At 36.7% G+C, this 21,014-nt stretch carries 11 protein-coding genes; 7 read left to right on the plus strand and 4 right to left on the minus strand.

Translation table 11 applies throughout. From position 1 onward, the window contains the following. Positions 1-10: 10 nt before the first annotated feature. A complete protein-coding gene (locus B9Y84_RS18395) occupies positions 11-2,560 on the minus strand; it encodes a M14 family metallopeptidase (protein WP_317043253.1) in 2,550 nt (849 codons plus the stop codon). A 233-nt stretch (positions 2,561-2,793) separates the two neighbouring features. Here B9Y84_RS18395 and B9Y84_RS18400 point away from each other — a divergent pair, with 233 nt between their 5' ends. The 7 genes from B9Y84_RS18400 to B9Y84_RS21000 all read left to right on the plus strand — a co-directional run bounded on the left by B9Y84_RS18400 (position 2,794) and on the right by B9Y84_RS21000 (position 15,871). Next, the gene (locus tag B9Y84_RS18400) at positions 2,794-6,120 is read left to right on the plus strand and encodes a TonB-dependent receptor (protein ID WP_085518868.1); all 3,327 of its coding nucleotides are present in this window, start codon (positions 2,794-2,796) and stop codon (positions 6,118-6,120) included. Between the two features lie 29 nt (positions 6,121-6,149). Next, on the plus strand, positions 6,150-7,226 hold the full coding sequence (locus B9Y84_RS18405) for a fasciclin domain-containing protein (protein ID WP_085518869.1): 1,077 nt from the start codon (positions 6,150-6,152) through the stop codon (positions 7,224-7,226). A gap of 175 nt (positions 7,227-7,401) precedes the next feature. Then, positions 7,402-9,831 carry a T9SS-dependent choice-of-anchor J family protein gene (locus B9Y84_RS18410; protein ID WP_176223838.1) on the plus strand — a complete coding sequence of 810 codons (2,430 nt, stop codon included), beginning with the start codon at positions 7,402-7,404 and terminating at the stop codon, positions 9,829-9,831. Positions 9,832-10,034: 203 nt separating this feature from the next. Continuing rightward, positions 10,035-11,108: an efflux RND transporter periplasmic adaptor subunit gene (locus tag B9Y84_RS18415; protein ID WP_085518871.1), complete on the plus strand. Its 1,074-nt coding sequence runs from the start codon at positions 10,035-10,037 to the stop codon at positions 11,106-11,108. A gap of 4 nt (positions 11,109-11,112) precedes the next feature. Continuing rightward, complete coding sequence (locus B9Y84_RS18420) at positions 11,113-14,172, plus strand: efflux RND transporter permease subunit (protein WP_085518872.1); 3,060 nt, start codon at positions 11,113-11,115, stop codon at positions 14,170-14,172. 5 nt (positions 14,173-14,177) lie between these two features. After that, entirely contained in the window at positions 14,178-15,491 is a 1,314-nt protein-coding gene (locus B9Y84_RS18425; protein WP_085518873.1) for a TolC family protein, read from the plus strand. A 182-nt stretch (positions 15,492-15,673) separates the two neighbouring features. Beyond that, the gene (locus tag B9Y84_RS21000) at positions 15,674-15,871 is read left to right on the plus strand and encodes a DUF6787 family protein (RefSeq protein ID WP_394334694.1); all 198 of its coding nucleotides are present in this window, start codon (positions 15,674-15,676) and stop codon (positions 15,869-15,871) included. 59 nt (positions 15,872-15,930) lie between these two features. On the opposite strand, the gene B9Y84_RS21005 is transcribed toward B9Y84_RS21000, so the two are convergent. The 3 genes from B9Y84_RS21005 to B9Y84_RS18445 form a co-directional block, all read right to left on the minus strand. Beyond that, the gene (locus B9Y84_RS21005) at positions 15,931-17,937 is read right to left on the minus strand and encodes an OmpA family protein (RefSeq protein WP_085518875.1); all 2,007 of its coding nucleotides are present in this window, start codon (positions 17,935-17,937) and stop codon (positions 15,931-15,933) included. 6 nt (positions 17,938-17,943) lie between these two features. After that, entirely contained in the window at positions 17,944-18,630 is a 687-nt protein-coding gene (locus tag B9Y84_RS18440; protein ID WP_085518876.1) for an OmpA family protein, read from the minus strand. Between the two features lie 95 nt (positions 18,631-18,725). Next, positions 18,726-21,014, minus strand: a complete 2,289-nt coding sequence (locus B9Y84_RS18445; RefSeq protein ID WP_085518877.1) for a patatin-like phospholipase family protein — start codon at positions 21,012-21,014, stop codon at positions 18,726-18,728.

Genomic DNA, 21,014 nt, shown 5'->3' on the forward strand with positions numbered 1-21,014 from the left:
ATAAAACATCTTACTCCCCTGCTCTGCCACTAATCGTCTGACCGTAAAAAATGGCATTCATCAACAAACGATTGGTACCATACCAAAAAGCCCTGAAATTAGTATTGTCAGTGAACGAAATGACTTTACCTCCTCCTACTCTACTTACCGTAACAGCAGAAGTTCCTTTCAATTTTTCAGCATTTTCTTCTGAAACATAGCCGTTCAATAAGGGAGATGCTGTATATCTTAGCGGATTAGCATATTGGTTTTTAGATTTCTCTATGAATAAGGTACTATTCCTGAAAATAGGCATTTTCTCATTTTTCAATCCATATGTAAGCGGATGGCTTAAATCCAATTCTACTTCAAAAATAGCACCACCGATTACTTGAGCGCCTCTATTATTGCCCAAATCCTCGTAGGCCTCATATCCAGTGGTGTCTGCTTTGCTTTCGACAAATTTAACTTTAGTCAGCTTCTGATCTGAAAGCCATTTAGCTGCTGATTTGTAGGCAATAATGGTTCCTCCATTTTGCGCCCAGCTTTGAATTTTATTTTTTTGACTTCCGATACTTCCATAACCCCAGCCATTTGGCATGATCAAAACATTATATCTACTTAAATCGGCCCTTCCAAAGTCATTAACATCAATTTTAGTAATTGGCATTTCATAATGCTGATCTAGCAAGAACCAAATCTCACCCGCATCATACGGACTGATTCCATCTCCAATAATCATGGCTATTTTGGGTTGGTTCAATGATTCAAAGGAAGGACTTCCTAAATTTATCCCATTTGTATTCCCTGTCTTTACAGAATAAATAGAGACCGCAGACTCTTCAATTGCCTCCTCCAAGATCTGATAAACCTGAATCGCTGATTTCTCTTGCTGTTTAACAGGAATTAAAACAGATCCAATTGCCAAAGTAGTACCGTTTTCTAGCATGATCTCTTGGGTGTTTACTTTTGTTCTCAAGCCTGCTTTCTGAATTTTATATAATGCCTTAGGGGCATAGAAGTCATGCCACTCCATGATATAGGCATATTCGCTTTTCCCACCCTGAATATTTCCGGTAGGTCTCATCGAAACATCAAATCTATCACCTAAAAGTGATGTATTGTAAGTTCTCTTATCAAGGCTTTCATAATCCAAGTTAAAGGACATCCCCATGTTAAAGGCAGATACATCGTAAAAAAGACTATCTGTAAAGCTGGTTCGCACATCAAAAATCGCTTTTACCAACCTACTCTGGTACTGATTCATAGGGATGATATAACTATTGTCGGTTTGATAGCCATTCGTACTTTTAGCTAATTTATGAACCTCAATTTCATGTCTATCCAGCATTTCAGCAAAACGAAATAATTTCGATTCATCTTGATCTGAAACTACCCAAGCCTGTTCATCAGCTTCGGAAGCCATATTGATCGAGTTTTTATAAAAATCCCGTTGGAATCCCAATAACTCCTCTCTCATTTCATAGCCTGCCTGCAAAGTACTCAATGAGGCTGTGAACTGATTTTTAATGGTGAAAGGAAATTCCAGAATTCCATTCACGCTTTCTTGGGCATGTCCTCTTGAGCTGGCCTGCTCAAATAATATTCCGATGGCACCCTGTACATCTGGGAAAGTAGAGCCTTTACCATAATAAAAATCATCAAAACTTTCCTTACTATAATAAAGCGAGCCGATTCTATCTAAAAACTTAGCATGATATTCACCAATTTGCCCTGTTAAATCCTGATTTTTCTGAGGTGTAATCGGATGTGTTCTTTCCGGAATTCCGGGTTGGAAAAAGAAGGTACTATTAGTCCCCATTTCGTGATGATCCGTCAAAATATTGGGTTTCCAAGCATGAAATTGTGCAATTCTATTTTGGGATTCAGCTAATTGAACGGGTAACCAATCTCTGTTCATATCGAACCAGTAATGATTCGTTCTTCCTCCGGGCCAAACTTCATTAAATTCTCTGTCATTCGGATCAGTAACCAAATTTTCACTTTTATGCATATTTGCCCATGTAGCAAATCGATTAAGCCCATCTGGATTAAATGATGGATCGAGTAAAACCACCACATTTTTTAATTTGTCTTCAATATCTTTTCCTTGAGCTGCAGCTAAATAATAAGCGGTCAACATCGAAGCATTGCTTCCACTTGGTTCATTTCCGTGAATGGAAAAACCCATCATTATTACAGAAGGCATTTCAGCAATATTCAAATCAGATGAAGAGTTAGGGTCTGTCAATTGCTTATGTTCCTGTTGAATTTTTTTAATATTTGAATGATTATCAGGATGAGTGATGGTCAATAGTAATTGTGGCCTATCCTCGTAAGTTTTTCCTGCTTCGATTATAGTGATTCTATCGGAAACATTGGCTAATGCTTTCATGTAGTACACCAACTTATCGTGCGTCACATGCCATTCTCCCACCTGATGCCCTATAATGCTTTCGGGGGTAGGTATGGAGGAGTCGTACTCTACACTATCGGGCATAAAATAAGACAGGTATTTTTGGGCGAAAGAAGAATTCGCTAAAACCAAATAGAAAATAATAGTTGCTATATTTTTCATCATAAATAAAGTTTGATTTCAAATTACTTATAATTTCTGAGACAGCCATTTTTAATTGTTTGAGCGGCTATTTTCTAGTTTTTATAAATATAAATCTACTGAACCCATGTTTAATGTTAACTTAATGTTAATTTTGAGTAAGTGAATTATAATCAATAATTAACCTTGTAATTCGGGTACAGAATTATTAGAGGTTTATTTTTGCACACATTTTAAAAAAATAAAATTCAGACAAAATGAAAAAAATTTTACAAAGTTTATGTGGAATAGCGATTCTGTTGGCATTTGCAACAGTATCGGCTTTTGCGCAAGGTGTGACTTCATCAGGCCTTTCTGGTGTGGTAAATGACAATAACGGAGAGGGATTACCTGGCGCTACTGTCCAGGCTGTGCACACTCCCACAGGAACAACTTACGGTGCCGTAACCAACGTAAGTGGTAGATTTAGAATGCCAAATGTAAGAGTAGGTGGCCCCTATACGGTAACGGTTACTTTCGTTGGCTTTCAAGAATCTGTAATCGAGAATATCAATCTTTCTTTAGGTCAGACTTTAAACCTCAATATTGAGTTAAATGAAGAGTCTACTGTATTACAGGAAGTTGTTGTGCGCTCTACAAGAGGCCAAGTGATTGATGGTGATAGAACAGGTGCTTCTACAAATTTGTCTCGAGAGAAATTAGAGGCAATTCCTACCATTAGCCGTAGTATAAATGATTTCACTACCCTTACTCCGCAATCGAGTGGGACTAGTTTTGGTGGTGCAGACAATAGATATAATAACTATACTATTGATGGTAACCTTTACAATAATAACTTTGGTTTAGGAAGTGCGCAATTTGCAGGAGGAAATCCTATTTCACTTGATGCTATTGAAGAGGTTCAAGTAAATATTGCCCCTTATGATGTCACTCAAAGTGGTTTTACAGGAGCTAGTGTAAATGCTATTACAAAATCAGGGACAAATGAAGTTGAAGCATCTGCCTATACTCTTTTTCAAAATCAGAATACGCAGGGTACCACTTTAAATGGTGGACAAGATGTGCCTTTCTCAGAATCTACAAGACAGATTCATGGTGTAACTTTAGGCTTGCCAATCATAAAAAATAAATTGTTCTTTTTTGGAGCTTTTGAGTTTGAAGATAGGGCCATACCAGGCGATACTCGTAGAGCCGCAAGACCTGAGGAAGGATTACTACCTGATTTAGAGTTAGGAATTGCCCGAATGACTGCAGACCAGGCTGAATTTGTGCAGCAGCAGATGCAAGAAATTTACGGCTATGAAACAGGCGCTTTTGAGAATTACCCTTTCGAAGATGTCGCTACACGATTGAATTTCCGATTAGACTATAATTTGGATCAAAATAATAAAATCATGCTCCGGTACAACAGCTTTCAACAAAGAAGAGATGTTGGAATAAACGGCAATAGTATTCGTGGACTTCCTGCAAGTCAAAGATTCAGAAATACTGCCCGCTTTGGTAATGAGGCGCTTACTTTTAGAAATGGAAATTATGGAAGTGAAGAAAATGTTCAATCAATTGTTGGTGAGTGGTCTTCTTCTATAGGTAGTAACATGGCTAATAAATTGAACATTGGTTATACTAGCAATGTTAGCCAAAGATTCATCCCTGGTGATCAAAATTTCCCAATGTCAGAGATATTAGAATTTGATGGTTCTACTCCATTGTATTTTGCCTCTTTGGGTACTGAACTTTTCACTAGAGGAAACTTATTGGACAATAAAACCTTCAACATCACCAACAACTTTAATTACTTCATGGGTGATCACACCTTCACAGCAGGTGTTAATTTCGAATACATGACTTTCGACAATGCCTTTAACCCAACTTGGGATTCTTGGTACAGATGGAATTCATATGATGATTTCGTATCTGCAGTAATTGATCGTGATCTTAGCGTTCGTCCAGCTGGTTTTGCTATTGGTTTTACTTATGATGAAGATAATCCATTCACACTTCCTACTGATAGAACTCAATTCGGCCAGGTAGGTCTTTATGTACAAGATGAATACCAAGCTACTGATGATTTGAAATTAACATTAGGAATGCGTGTTGAAATGCCATTCTACCCTATCGATGCTCCAAGAAATACAAGAGTAGAAGACTTAGGAATTAGTGTTGAAAATCCAAGAAATGCTGGTGAATTTGTTGAACCTAGAGTAGATCAATTTCCATCAGTTAATCCGATATTTTCTCCTAGATTCGGCTTTAACTGGGATGCATTGGGTGATAAAACTTTGCAAGTACGTGGTGGAACAGGTCTTTTCGCAGGACGTCCAATCTTTGTTCACTTATCAAACCAAATTAATGGTAATGGTGTAACAAGAGGTTTCATAGGCCTTTTAGAGGATGATTGGGGTCAAGATGGAAATCCTGAGTGGGAAGGCTTCCAAGATGATATCAATTATTACCGTCCCAATCCAGCAGAGCAAGAACCTACAGTTTCTAGTTCATTATCAGTTACTGATCAAGACTTTAGATTACCACAAACTTGGAGAAGTAATTTAGCGGCTGATTACAATTATAACGGATTCATTTTCACTGTAGAAGGTATTTTCTCTAAGGATTACAATACTCCATTCAGTGCTAATTTGTCAAGTGTACCTACTGGAGAGTCAATTAATATCGCAGGTAATGCATATCCAACTTATGATCAAGTAGCACTAGGTGGTGCCATTAATGAGTTGTACTATTTAACTAATATTAATGACCGTACGTATGCTGCTTTAACTTTAGGTGTTGAAAAGAACTGGGGCAAAGGTATCTTTACAAGCTTAGCTTATACTAGAAGTCAGAGTAGAGACTTTGGTTTAAGCGGTGGTTCACAAGCTGCCTCTTTATGGCCAGGTGAAGTGCAAGAAGGAAGAAACAATCCTGAAGAAGGTTTCTCTCGTAACGATCAACCAAATAGAGTAGTAGGTTTGATTACATTTAACACAAAAGGATTAAATGAAACGAATAATACCTCTTTCAACTTAATTTACTCTGGCGGAGAGCAAAACAGATTCTCGTATACTTACAGTAGCAACTTAAATGGCGAAGGTTCGGGAAGTTCTCTAATGTATGTGCCTTCAAACTTTGAAGAAGCGCAGTTAATTGACAGAGTAAGTGGAGGTTCAATTACTCAAACTGCTGAGCAACAGTGGGATATATTAAACAATTACATAGAGAATGATCCTTACTTAAGCGAAAATAGAGGTTCAGTAACAGAAAGAAATGGTGCTATCTTACCTTGGTTACATAGACTTGATTTGTCTATCACTCAAGATATTCACTTAACAAAAGATCCTAGCAAGCATAAATTACAATTTGAGGCTAACGTAGAAAATGTTTTAAATTTAGTTAATGACTCATGGGGAGTGAGCAGAGTAGTTGTTCAAAGAAACTTAATGAATTTTGAAGGAACAGATGCAAACGGAAATGCAGAATTCACTATCAATTCAATTCAAGGGGAGTCTACTTATCCAACCGATGTAACTATCCCTGATTTCGATTTGAGTCAAACATGGAGAGCTCAATTTGGTGTTAGATACATCTTTTAATAGACATAAAAAATTAAATAAATAGTCAAATGAAAAATTTATTAAAATATACATCTCTATTATTTGCAGGGTTACTTTTGGTAACTACCTCTTGTATAGATGAAGATTATGACGATAGCTCCGATGTAGGTATCTCAGACAAAGACTTGTTGATCAATGTCTTAAATGATGAAAACCAATCAGGTGAATTGAGTAATTTGTTAACACTTGTTGAAGCAAATGGCTTAACAGGAGCATTGACAAGTAGAAGAACACAAGATCAGATTACCGTTTTTGCACCGACTAATAATGCATTTGAAATATTAGCAGCCCAGCTCGGATACGACAGTGTTGAGGATTTACTTGCAGATGATGATGTGGATCTAGTTGAGATTCTTGAAACACATATAGCTGTGGCTAATCTATCTCTTGACCAAATTGAAAATGGTAATTTCAGATCTATTACAACATTATCTGGAATAAACATTCCTATTGCCAGAAACACTGGTGAAGTTGTTATCAATGCCAATGAAGATTTAGAAATTTTAAGATCTAATTCAGAAGGTAACGGTACTGTTCATGTAATCTCAAGAGTTATTTTACCAATCAGATTTAATATTGAGTTTTCTGCAGATTTCGGTGCTGATTTTGATGCTTGCAATGCTGTAGTGGATAACTGGAACGTAGTAAACGTTGAACTTGAAGGTGGTTCTGGATGGGGATGTACTGGTTTTGGATTTGAAGGACAAGGAATTCAAGCTAATGGTTTCTCTGACGGTGCTCAAATTGTAGATTCTTGGATTATTTCACCATCTCTTCAGTCGAATGATGTAATTCTTAATACGCTAAAATTCAAATATGCTAGTAGATTTGACGGCCCTAGTCCAGAAGTTTGGGTTATTGCTGAAGAGGATTACGATGCTGAGGCTGCATTTGATATGGAAGCTTGGACTAATTTAGAAGTAAATTTCCCACCTCCAGCTAGCGAAAATAATGTATTTTCGGACCTATCGGTAAGTATACCTTCTGATTTTAATTCCGGTTCTTACAGATTTGCTTTCAGATATTTATCTGGAGCTGGTGCGACTAGAGTTACTATTGATAATATTCAAGTAGGAGAAGAATAAGAAACTCTCACTTAGTAGAATTTTGAAAAAATGAAAACCCGAAGTATTTTTACTTCGGGTTTTCATTTTTATGAATCCCTAACCAGATTTACATAACGCCAATTATTTATAGAAATACTTTGTTGGTAAGTCGTTTTTTATCGATTAATATAGCTCAATGATCAAGTTCTTTACAATGTCCCTTACACTATTACCTTCTCTTAAGAAAAGCCTGATATTTTTAATATGTATCTGGATTAATGCAAACCAGTTCATCTATTCACATGATAATTCAAGTCTTGTGTTTTGGGATTTTAATCACCCTGATCGCCTAGAAGCCAATTCATCGTGGTCCAATCCCATCCTTGCAAATCAGGGCAGCTCTGAAGTGAGCTTTACATTCAGTGCTGATGTCGATCGTCCCCTAACCACTTTTAGTGGATCTGATTTAGATCAGGAAAGTTTCAAGACCAACGAAACAACTGGTAGTCTGGTTCCCCAAGGTGATGAAGAAGGATCTGTATCATTCAATCCTGATCCATCGCAAAGCATTTCCTCAACAGCTGCATTGGAAGGCGAGTTTTACACCATTCCTTTTCAGGAAAATTTTGATAATCCTGATTTATTTACTTTACCTGATTGGCAAAGATTTAGAGAAATTGGAGAGCAAAACTGGATGATAACGGAGGAAAACTTCAGTTCAGATAACCCATATTCAGCAAGAATGAATGGTTTTACTTCTGCACCTCAGGAGAATCGAACATGGCTAATAAGCCCTGCAATAGAAACTAATACAGTATCTGCAGAAGAATTTTTAGTTATGGAATTTGAATCCAGATCCTTTTTTGCTGATGGAACGCCCGTGCTACGCATTTTTGTCTCTACCAACTATGATCAATCTGGAGACCCTACAGATGAAGCCTTTACATGGACGGAACTTTCAGCCTCATTCCCAAATGAAACAGGTGTATGGCAAAGCACAGGAGAAGTTGATTTAACCTCATTTGCAGAAGAAGAAAATATATCAATTGCAATTATTTATGAATCTACAAGCGAATCAAATGGTGCAGCTGAATGGATGATAGATAATTTTGCGGTTTTTACAATAAATGATGCACCAGAACCTACTATTAGCACAAATGAATGGTATTTAGAAGACTATTACTTCGGAGTTTTAGAACCAGGGGTCTCTTCGGATTCAAGATCTTTCTCGCTTTCCGCATCTAATCTAACATCGCCATTAATCTTAAATGCCGATCCTGGAATAGAAATATCGCTTGGTGAAGAGTATAGTTCTCAGCTAACGCTGAATAGGGAGGACTTCCCCGAATCGGGAACATTAAATGTTCAAACCCGAATGATTGCGAGTGAGGACGAATCCGTCTTGGCCCAAGCGGGCAGCATTTCTATTTCTACCGATGGACTAGAGCTAAGCTCTTTCGGATATTTTAACCACACTACTATTGATAAAGAAGAAACCTTTGATGTAGTAACTTGGAACATTGAATGGTTTGGCGATCCTACAAATGCTACTACACCTAGTACTGATTTGCAAAGAGAAAAAGTACGGCAAATGATACAAGAGCTGGATGCTGATGTTTATGCTTTCCAAGAAATAACGTCTATCCCAGCCTGGAATCTGTTAGTAGCTGAGCTACAAGATTATGATGGTATCCTATCTCCTGCTACCAGTGGGTCATCTAGTAATTTCGGATCAGCACAGAAACTAGCTTTTCTGTACAAGAAAGCCACAGTGGATACACTCCAGACCAAAGTTTTATTCAACAATATCAATACTAATGATCTACAAGATTTTCCAACATCGAATAGTAGTCTATTTTGGGCAAGTGGCAGGTATCCCTTCTCTATGGATATAAGCGCTACTATTGGTGGGATAAAACGTGACTTAACTCTTGTGAATATTCATGCCAGATCAAATGGAGGAGGCGAATCCGCATCTACTCCGCGATATCAACTGAGAAGATATGATGTAGAAGTACTTTACGACTCACTGCAGGAATATTATGCTGATAAAAGTGTCATTTTGCTAGGAGACTATAACGATGATATTTTGCAAACTGTTGCTCCAATCAACGAGCCTACTGTACCAGACAATGGTGAATCCAGCTATGTCAAATTCACTTCAGACCCTGATAACTATTTAGGTGTAACTATGCCCTTAAGTAAAGCTGGACTAAGGTCTTTTATAACTCGAGAAAATGTAATTGATCATGTGATGATTAATCGTAACTTATTTGATGATCATATACTAGGAGCTGAAAGAGTAGTAATTCCCTATTCTTCAATTCCGGATTTTAACACTACAACTTCAGATCATTTTCCAGTTGAAGCGCGATTCTTACTGTCCGGAGAAAGCATTCTTACTGCGCAGGAAGACCTTAAAGCTTTGGCAACGATTTATCCCAATCCTACTAATGGAATTCTATATTTCCAAAATCTAAGTAATGTTCAAAAAATTGAATTATGGTCTGTAAGTGGTATAAAATTAATAGAGTTTCAAAGTGATCTAGAGCGAATTGACCTAAGTAATTTAAGTCCTGGAATGTATCTAATAAAAATTATTTCAAAATCAAGACAAGAAGTCCAGCGAATTATTTTAGAATAGTCAGGATATTTCTGCACTGAAAATACCCTGTTTAATTAAAAGCCGACTCTTCCCTATAGTCGGTTTTTAATTCCCAATCATCCCCATTTCCCACCGCTAGAGACAAAGCATCCTTATTCAGTAACCTTATCACTTTAAGTAAGTTCTATCTATTCGTATGTTTGTACATTAATTTAGCTAAGCATTTTTTTTAAAATTACATCATGAACAAAATTATCATTCGAATTATAGCTTCGATAGCCGTTTTAGCTATTATAATCTATTTGGTTTTCCCTTCTCTTTTTTCTTCTGATTCGGAAAATAAAAAAGAAACTCAAACTGAGCCTAAAAGCTCTAAAATTGCCATTGATGCTCAAATAGTAAAATACGAGACTTTCGAAAATGATATAGTTTTAACAGGTTCTTTACTTGCCAATGAATCTGTAGAATTAGCAAGTGAAATATCAGGTAAAATAGAGAACATCTATTTTGATGAAGGCGAATTTGTCAGTAAAGGTAAATTACTAGTCCAAACAAACGTGGCTGATTTACAGGCCAATTTACAGCGGCTAAAATATACTGCCAAGCTAAATTCGCAAACAGAGCAAAGACAAAAACAACTGCTCGAAAAAGAAGCGATCAGCAGAGAAGAATATGATATTGCATTCACTAACTTAAAAACCACTCAGGCTGAAATTGATGCCCTAGAAGCTGAAATTGATAAATCAAGAATCAGAGCACCATTCTCAGGTTTTATCGGTTTAAGATATGTCAGCGAGGGTAGTTATATCACGCCAACTAGCCAAATCGCCTCTTTATACAATGTTGATCCCATTAAAATTGAATTTTCAGTTCCAAGTAGATACAGTGGACTGGTAAAAAAAGGAAGTAAAATCACGTTTTCCTCTGAAGCTGAAAATACGGAAAGAGAAGCTACAGTTTATGCCATTGAACCTCAAATTGACCCTGTAACGAGGACATTGTCTGCGAGAGCACAGACTGCAAACCCTAATAATTCATTGATTCCGGGCCAATTTATAAGAATTAATTTAAGCTTAGAAAACCGAGAAAATGCGATATTAATTCCAACTACAGCGATAATGCCTAAAGCTAATGGACATACAGTTTTCATTATTAAAGAAGGAAGAGCACAACTGAAAGACGTGGAACTAGGGGCTAGAACATCTACCAGAGTTGAAATCTTGAAAGGGATAAGTAAAGGCGATACTGTTGCAATTGCAGGGGTTCCTCAATTGAAAAATAGAGCAGAAATAGAAATTAAAAAGCTGGAAAAATAAGAAAATGGCATCATTATCGAAGATAAGTATTCAAAGACCGGTTTTAGCCATCGTGCTATCACTGGTTATATTAATTTTTGGCTTCATTGGATTTAATTTTCTCGGAGTGAGGGAATATCCCTCTGTAGATCCACCCATTATTACTGTAACTACTGACTACGCGGGCGCAAATGCTGATGTTGTAGAGTCCCAAATAACAGAACCGCTAGAGGAAGCTGTCAATGGAATTGCAGGAATTAGAACTATTACTTCTACGAGTGCTGAAGGCCGAAGTAGAATTACGATAGAATTCAATTTGAGCGAGGACTTAGAAGCTGCTGCCAATGATGTAAGAGATAAGGTTTCTGGTGCTAGAAGAAGGCTTCCCGAAGATGCGGAACCACCTACAGTTAATAAGGCAGATGCTGACTCTGATCCCATCGTATTTCTAAACATTAATAGTGAGGAAAGAAACTTGCTAGAATTATCAGCTATCGCAGAAAATACTTTTAAAGAACGACTGCAAACCATCTCAGGGGTAAGTGAGGTGAGAATCTGGGGAGAAAAGCGTTATGCAATGCGTTTGTGGATGGATCCTATTAAGTTAGCGGCCTATCAGTTAACCCCTTTAGATGTTTTAAATGCAGTAGAAAGCCAAAACGTAGAATTGCCCTCAGGAAGTATTGAAGGTGAAATGATTGAGTTGGTGGTTAAGACTCAAGGTCAACTCGCTTCTGAAAAGGATTTTAACGATTTAATCGTGTCGGAAAGTGACAACAGCTTTGTGCGTTTTTCTGATGTAGGATATGCTGAATTAGGTCCATTGAATATGCGTACGGTTTTGAAGAGAGATGGTATTCCAATGGTTGGTGTAGTGCTAATCCCGCAGCCAGGTTCAAACAGTATTGACATTGTGGATGAATTTTATAAAAGAGTTGAAAATATTAAAAAAGACCTCCCGGCCGACATAAATTTAGGTATTGGATTTGATCAAACCGAATATATCAGAGAATCTATAAATGAGGTTCAACAAACCATCATCATAGCATTTCTTTTGGTGATTTTTATAATTTTTGCCTTTTTAAGGGACTGGAGAACTACTGTTATACCAATTGCGACCATCCCAGTTGCACTGATTGGTACTTTCTTCGTCATGTACTTGGCAGGCTTTTCAATCAATGTGTTGACTTTGTTGGGTATTGTCTTAGCCATCGGATTGGTAGTAGATGATGCCATTGTGGTATTAGAGAATATCTATGCTAAAGTAGAAGATGGTATGGAACCGATGGAGGCTGCCAAAAAAGGAGCTATTGAGATATTCTTTGCTGTAATTGCCACTACTGTCGCTTTAGTAGCCGTATTCATGCCAGTAATATTCTTGGAGGGCATTACCGGAAGATTGTTTCGCGAATTCGGTGTAGTAGTAGCCACTGCAGTTATGATTTCTTCTTTTGTTGCTCTTTCACTTACCCCTATGATGAGTAGTCGGATACTGAAAAAAAGAGAAAGGCAAAATTGGTTTTACAGAAAAACAGAACCATTTTTTGTGTGGCTAAACAACGGCTATGCTCGAAGTTTGGATGCATTCATGAAAGTAAGATGGATGGGAATCTTATTATTTTTAGGTGCAATTGGTTTAATATATGGATTATTTAAAGTTCTTCCTTCTGAATTAGCCCCCTTAGAAGATAGAGGCATGATTTCAGTCAGTACTACCGGCCCAGAAGGTGCTACGTTCGAATATATGGGGGAGTATATTGATAATTTGGTAGAGGTCACCATGGATACCCTACCTACCGATGGCCTAATATCTGTGACCTCTCCAGGGTTTGGTACTCAAGGAACAAATTCTGGATTTATGAGAATAATGCTAGTGGATGCTTCAGAAAGAGAAAAAACCCAGCAACAACTCTATGATGAGTACACTCCAATTCTCAATGAATTTCCTGCTGCAAAAGCATTTGCATTTCAACAACAAACTATTGGTGGAAGAAGAGGTGGCCTACCAATTCAATATGTTATTCAGGCTACTTCTCTAGATAAACTTCAAGCGGTATTACCTGAATTTGTTGAAAAAGCTAGCAACAACTCTACATTTACCGTAGTAGACCAGGATTTGAAATTCACGAAACCTCAAATCGATATTCAAATTGATAGAGAAAAAGCTAGATCCTTAGGGATTTCAGTGATCGATATCGCCCGAACACTTCAATTGGGTTTAAGTGGTCAGCGATTCGATTATTTCATCATGGATGGAAAGCAATATCAGGTAATAGGGCAAGTTCAAAGAAATGACAGAAACGCACCAGTGGATTTAAGATCATTATATGTTCGTGCCGAAAATGGACAAATGCTTCAGCTGGATAATTTAGTAACTTTAGGGGAAAGCTCAACACCTCCATCACTCTACAGGTATAATCGATATATTTCTGCTACCTTATCAGCAGGTTTAGCACCAGGCAAAACAATTGGTGATGGAGTAGAAGCAATGGATGCCATTGCAGCTGAAATTTTAGATGAAACTTATAGCACTTCACTATCGGGAGCCTCATTGGATTATTTTGAAAGTTCATCAAGCTTATTGTTTGCTTTTGGCTTTGCAATTGTGCTGATTTACTTGGTTCTGGCGGCTCAATTTGAGAGTTTCAGAGACCCTATCATTATTTTGTTTACTGTGCCGTTAGCAGTGGGGGGATCTTTTCTTTCACTTTACCTATTTGGAGAGACATTAAATATATTCAGCCAGATCGGAATAATTATGCTGATCGGACTGGTTTCCAAAAATGCCATACTTATAGTAGAATTTGCTAACCAGAAAAAAGCACAAGGCTTAGGTCTAAATGAATCTATATCAGAGGCAGCAAAATCTAGATTCCGCCCAATCCTAATGACGGCATTATCTACTATTTTAGGAATCTTACCAATTGCTCTGGCATTAGGTGCAGGTTCGGAAAGTAGAGTATCCATGGGTATTGCTATCATTGGTGGACTGATATTCGCAACTGGTTTAACATTATATGTAATTCCTGCTATCTATTCCTATTTCGCAAGTAAACAAGCACGTGCAGCACGTGTTGAATCTTAATTTTTATGACAAAGTATATTAGTATATTTTTTTTAATGGTTTGGGGCTTCTCTCTTAATGCCCAGAAAATCAGTTTAAACGAAGCTATTGCAGTCGGAATGGAAAAAAACTTTTCTATAAGAACTGCCAAAAATATTGAGAAAGAGGCTGTGACAAATTCTAACTATGCATTTGCAGGTTTTTTGCCGATAATCGATATAACAGGTGCTCGAAATTTTGATGTTGAAAATGTAGAACAACAGTTTAGATCTGGAGATGTAAATGCTTTAGATGGAGCAAGATCAAACAATTTCAATATCAGAGGTGATCTAACCTGGACCTTATTCGATGGGACCAAAATGTTTTTGGATTACAAATCACTTCAAGTAGAACGAAATCAAAGTCGATTTGAAACTCAAGCAGTTGTTGAGAATACACTGGGAAGCATTATTCAATCTTACTTTGCACTAGTTTTTGAACAGTATCAATATTCTGTTTTGGAATCTGCTGTAGAGCTTTCTGAAAAAAGATTGGAAATTGCCAAAGCAAACTACGAAGTAGGGAAATTTTCAAAGACCGAGTTACTCTCTGCTAAAGTAGATCTCAACACTGATAAAAGTAATCTCTTGAATCAAGACGAAGTAATGCAACAAGCGAGAGTCTCACTCAATCTCCTGCTGGGAGAAGATCCAAATCAAGAATTTATGGCTTCAGACAGTATTCAAATTGATGAAACGCTTCAATTAAATAAATTAATAGAGGACTTATCGGTTAGAAACAAACAATTATTAGGGCTGATGCAACAAGAAAACATATTGCAGCTACAAAATAAATCAGTAATGACCGAATTACTGCCTCAACTTGACTTCAATTTGGGTTACGGTTATACAAATTTCGAATCTCAGGCTGGCTTCTTACTTCAGAATCAATCAGTTGGCTTGAGCTACGGTTTAAGTCTATCTTGGCGTATTTTTGATAGATTGGACCGCTCTAGAAGAAATCAAACAACTCAGATTGCTGTAGAAAATAATACTATTGCCATGGCAGAGCTTGAGAACCAACTAACTGGTGATCTCTCATCTGCCTACGTCCGCTATCGCAATAAGCTAGATCTCATTAAATTAGAAAAAGTTAATTTAGAAGTTGCAAAAGAAAATGCTGATATAGCAATTGAAAGATATAGGGTCGGACGGTCAAATGCTATTGAATTGCGCGAATTTCAGCTTAATGCAATTGAAGCGGAGAGTAGATTGCTAAACGCAATTTTCTTAGCAAAGCAAGCTGAAGTTAATCTATTAGCTATTAGTGGCAACCTATTGAGTAAAGAAGAACTAGACTAAAGCGGCTAGGAAACTCAAATTCTAAAGAATCAATGTGCCAACATAATATTTCCTGATCTAATTATATATTTGCATATAAACGGGCATGAATGCTAAATAAATTAAAAAACAGGTGGAATCTAAAATCAGGTTGGCAGGTAGTTATTGTATTATTAGTCTTTACCTGTACTGGCTTCACTGTAATGTTCTTGAAGGAACCCATCTTGTCCTTAATTGCTGCTAAAGAAGAAAGAAATTGGATTTTCACGACCATTTATTATATCCTGATTTTTCCCGTATATTTTATAATACTACTCTTCTACGGTTTCATTTTTGGTCAAAGTAAATTCTTTCTTGGCTTTGTAAAAAAAACATTCAGTAGGTTCAAAAGGAAAAAATAATAAAATAAAAAAAGCCGTTTTTGAACGGCTTTTTTTATTTCAAAAGTTAAGGAAATCTTTTAATCTCGATCTACCTTAAAGTTAACTCTTCTATTTTTAGCTCTATTTTCTTTAGTATCATTAGAGTAAGCAGGTTCGCTCTCTCCTTTTCCTAAATATTCTAATCGATCCCTATCTATACCATTTCCCGTTAGGTAATTAACAACCGATTGAGCCCTTTTCTCAGAAAGCTGCTGATTGTATTCTTCTGGACCTGTGCTGTCAGTATGCCCAATAATCACTACTTCGATCTGACCATTATCATTCATTACGTCCACCATTCTATCTAATTCTGATTTACTACTGGCTAATAGCTCGTAGCTATCAAAAGCAAAAAATACATTATTCAATACAATTTCAGCTTTTTCCTTAACAGGGACTAAAATCATATCATTGTTAAAGCTTCTTGATTCTTTTTGATTTGTCAAATCTACGTTTTCACTAATCGGCAAGTACCCCTTCACTTTAGCAATATACTGATACTCCTTCCCTGCAGGTAATGCTATCTTATATTCCCCGGTTGTAGGATCTGTCTGCACTTTACCTACCTCGGTACCGTCCAAAGTCTCGTAAGAAACTATTGCATCAAGAGGCTCTTGAGTCTCCGCATCTACCACTCTTCCTGAAATAGTGATAACAGGATTTAGCTCGTTAAATAATGGCATCGCTAAGCGGAAGATATCCATATCACCAACCGAGTCTTCCTTAGTGTAATAAGCGTAATTTCCTTCCGCTGGCATACTAAAAAACAAATCATCTCCCGCAGAATTTACTTGAGGACCCATGTTATATGGTTCACTCCAATTCTGCCAAGTATCGTCTAGTCTCTGAGTCATGTAAATATCACTTTTTCCAAAACCTATATAACCGGAGGAAGAAAAGAACAAGGTTTTATCATCAGCGGCTAAAAATGGAGAAGTTTCATCAGTAGCGGTATTGACTATTTCTCCCAAGTTCATTGGAGCTGTCCAAGTCCCATCTCGCTTCTCAAAGCTTACATATAAATCCCTATCGCCAAATGAGTCATCTCTCTTAACGGACATGATCATAGTCTTTCTGCTATTGGCTAAATAGAAATTTGCCTTTTCAGACATATTATAAAAATCATCTATTTCTAAGTTTTCAGGCTTTGACCAACTTTTTCCTTCCTTAGAGGAAACTGATACTCCCGAAAACATCTTATTTCTTTTCTCATCATACTCATTTCCTATGAGTAAAACCAATGTATTCCCATCAGGAGTGATTGAGCTTACCCAGTTTGGTCCATCACTATTTAATGGAGCACCTATGTTTATAGCTTCTTGCCATTCATTGTTTATAGTATCCAAATCACTTACCCAAATATCTTCGTAATCTTCAATTCCGCCTACATTGTCAGGGTGAAATTTTCGCCCAAAAAACAATTGCTTACCATCAGGGCTTAAGATTGGTTTCAGTTCTTCATATGGGCTATTAACTCTTTCATCTAAACGTTCAGAAACCAATTCTTTCTTAACGTTGGGTACTAGCTCCAACTGTAAATCAATGGGTGTTTCAGAATCTGTAATTCCAACAGCATCAATACTATAATATCCAGGCACTGCTCCCCCATCAAATTCCAATTTCACGGCAGCTACATTAAACTCCGTGAGTTCCGTAAATAATCTTAAGAACCGTCCTGGTTGATTGACAATTACCGGCTCCCGTTCGATCATTAAATATTCATTCCCAGCTTCATCATAAAAATAAATCTTTGTTAGTGCACTTGGATTATATGATTCTGCAATAGCGATTTGCCTAATAGGTTTTGGATTATCGAAACCCACTTTCACAAATTCTTCCCTTCCAGGACGATTTGGAGTCCAAGCGCTTGGGCTGCCATCACCCCAAGGGTAAACATTAGGTTTACCCAATAATTGTTTTACGGAGTACTGAGTTTCCTCTAATTCGGATGAAAATTCAATCACTCTATCAGCCCACATTGTCTCTTGAGCTTGTGAAAAATGAACAAATAATAATGTCAGTAGTGCTAAATATAGTTTTTTCATTTTCTCTTATTCGGTCTTTAATATCCGAGCTTCAACTCGTCTATTATTAAGTTTTGCCTCTTCGGTGTTGTTTTTACTTAATGGTTGGGTACCTCCAAATGCTTTAGTTTTAATTCTATCAGAATCTACGGATTTGGATGTCAAATAGGATTTTACAGCTTTCACTCTTTTTTCGCTTAACCTCATATTTGCTGAAGCACTACCTCTAAAATCTGTATGCCCTTCTAATTGAATCTCCATTTTTGGATAGTTCTCAAGCATATTTAACAATCTATCCAATTCCTTATACGATTCCTTTAAAATTTCTGCCTTACTTTGTTTGAAATTTATATCTAATCTTAAAATCGAGCCTGAACCAGATGGCATGAGGCTAAATAGCTTAGTTTTACTTTCCGATTCGATGGATATTACTTCCTCTATGGATATGTAACCTTTGGCTTCGACTTTTACTTTATACTCCTTATTTTCTTTAACTTTAAAAGAAAACTCACCCGACTCTTGGTCAGAATGAAAGACTCTAATGTCTGCCCCGTAAGGAAGACTTTCTAAGCTTATTGTAGCTTTAATGGGTCCCTCTAAAGCTTCATTAATGACTTTTCCCTCTAGGTCAATCCATTTAGACCCTGGCTGCCCAATAACATTTTGAATGCAAAGGATAAATATAATATTTAATATAAAGAACAAACCTTTCATGTGGTAATTTCTTTTGATTTTTTATGAAAATAATTGTGCAAAACTAAGTGTAATTATCGAAATCCATAAAATTATTCGATGAAAATATATGATTTCTATTCGAGTGGCTTTCTATTAAACATCAAATAGCCAATGTTAAATAAAAGTAAGAAAGGTGAATTATCATCATAATAATGAGCTGATAAGCTAATTGGGCCGATCGGAGACTTGTAAAAGAGAGCACCCATCCCAGACAAATGGTAGTCGGGTATCAAACCTGAAAAACTAGTAATGTTTTCGTTTTCTTCCCATCTAAACAATGGTTTGAACGCATGTCCTTCTACTCTAAAATTAAAATTTTTAAACAACTCGATCTGATATTTTAATCCTCCTGCTATAAAGACAGGAGCTCTAAAATTCTCCAAATATAGTCCTTGACTTTCAAAAGTTGGCTGGTAAGCAGGTGTATTTAGCATCGTAGCTCGATAGTTACTGAATGCCTGAATACTACTGGCTTTACCCGTTAATGAAAATCCAAAATCTCCATATTTCAGCGGAAAATATTTCTCGACCCCGACTTCAATTTGAATCCAATTATGAAGCTCTTCTTTTCGATCTATTTCTGAAGTTGAGCCAGGAATGTACAATTCATCTCCATAATTATGAGTAAAATACAACCCCATTTCAAAGCCCTTAGTAGGAAATAGTTTCTCATTCAAATCTGAGTAATTAAATGAAAGTTGATGATGCAAACCATAAAACCTACTGAAATCAGTAGTATCGGAAGATACATACTCTTCTCGATTTGTAAATTCATTAACTTTTCGAAGAAAACTAGTCCTCAAGGCAATCTTCATTTTATTAAAAATCGGAGCACCTATATTCACTCCGTAATTTCTATCGAACTGATTGATGGGTGAAACCCTCCTGTTATCAAGAAAATTTCCTGTATTTAAATAATCCCATCCGTTGTAATAGAAAAAAGGTTCTGCATAAAATTGATATCCAAATGGAAAGTGGATTTTAGCATTGTATCTAAAAGACTTATAGAATTGGCCAATATTTAAAGATGTATTATGATTGAATAAAAAATAATTCAGGTGATCATAACCTGCTCCCATATAAAAATTGCTCAAACCCGTTGTGGCTACATTCCCACCAAATTGAAGCCTAATATTCTGTTCACCTTGTGATTTAAGCCTAAACGCATAAGATTCCTTTTCATTCTCGTATACAATTTTTGGGAAGACACCACTAAAGTATGGATCCGCTATTAGTTTGTAATAATTAGCTTTTAGTTCCTTTATGTCAACTTGCGATTTATTTCCAGGATTGAGAATCTTATTAATATACCGCACCTCTCCTGGCCGAAATCCCTCATAATTGAATTCTGAAAACCTCAGAGGCTTATATTGGCTTTTGAATTCTTGCCGAGCACGACTGAATTCTTCCTCACTTTTTCGTCTCTCTATTTTATTCAAGATGTCCGGCATTAACCTCATCGCCTCAGCATAGCCGCTATCTATAATTGCACCGGCTTTATCGAAATCAAAGCCAGTAATATCATCCGTATTGGGCTCAATAAAAATGCTTGAATCTCCCAAGTCATTAGGATTAACCTTATCCATTATCATAAATAAAAGAGAATTTGAAATCAACTTTTTGTCATCCTCTGGATATTCTTCAAAAATCTTGGTAGCGACATTAACGCCAATCATAACATCGGGATCAAATTTTTCCTTCAAACGAGAAGCAGGAAAATTATCGTAAATCCCTCCATCAAATATAAATTCTCCCTTAATTTTAACAGGTTTGTAAACATAAGGAACAGACATGGTAGCTCTTAATACTTGCCCTAGATTTCCATTATCCATATAAACAGATTTTTGCGTGAATATTTCTGATCCTACAGCTGTAAAGGGCACAAATAAATTACTGAAATCTTCATCGGCTACCTGATTTGCATTTGCGGTATATTCACCCAATGCAAAATTCAATATTAAATCATTAGCGAGTTTGGGTCTTAGATTGGCATCAAATGTGGAGTCTACACCTAAATTAATCTCAAACCATTGCGGATTTGGATCATTTTTGTAGTAGAACGTATTAAAATTATCAGGGAATTTACCATCAATCCAGTTTTGGAAATCTTTGGAGCGAGCAATAGAATCTATCTCTGTTGGGCTATAAGCTGAAACATAAAAACCTCCAACTACACCTCCCATGGAGGTACCCATTATGTAATCAATAGGGATATTATTTTCTTCCAGGGCTTTCAATACTCCTACGTGAGCTAATCCCTTGGCACCACCACCGCTTAAAACTAAACCAACCTTTTGAGAAAAAACAACTTGGTGCAGGCTTAAAAAAATTATAAAAAATAGAAGCTTTTTAATGACATTCAT

This window comes from Marivirga sericea (assembly GCF_900177665.1).
Classification (GTDB): Bacteria; Bacteroidota; Bacteroidia; order Cytophagales; family Cyclobacteriaceae; genus Marivirga; species Marivirga sericea.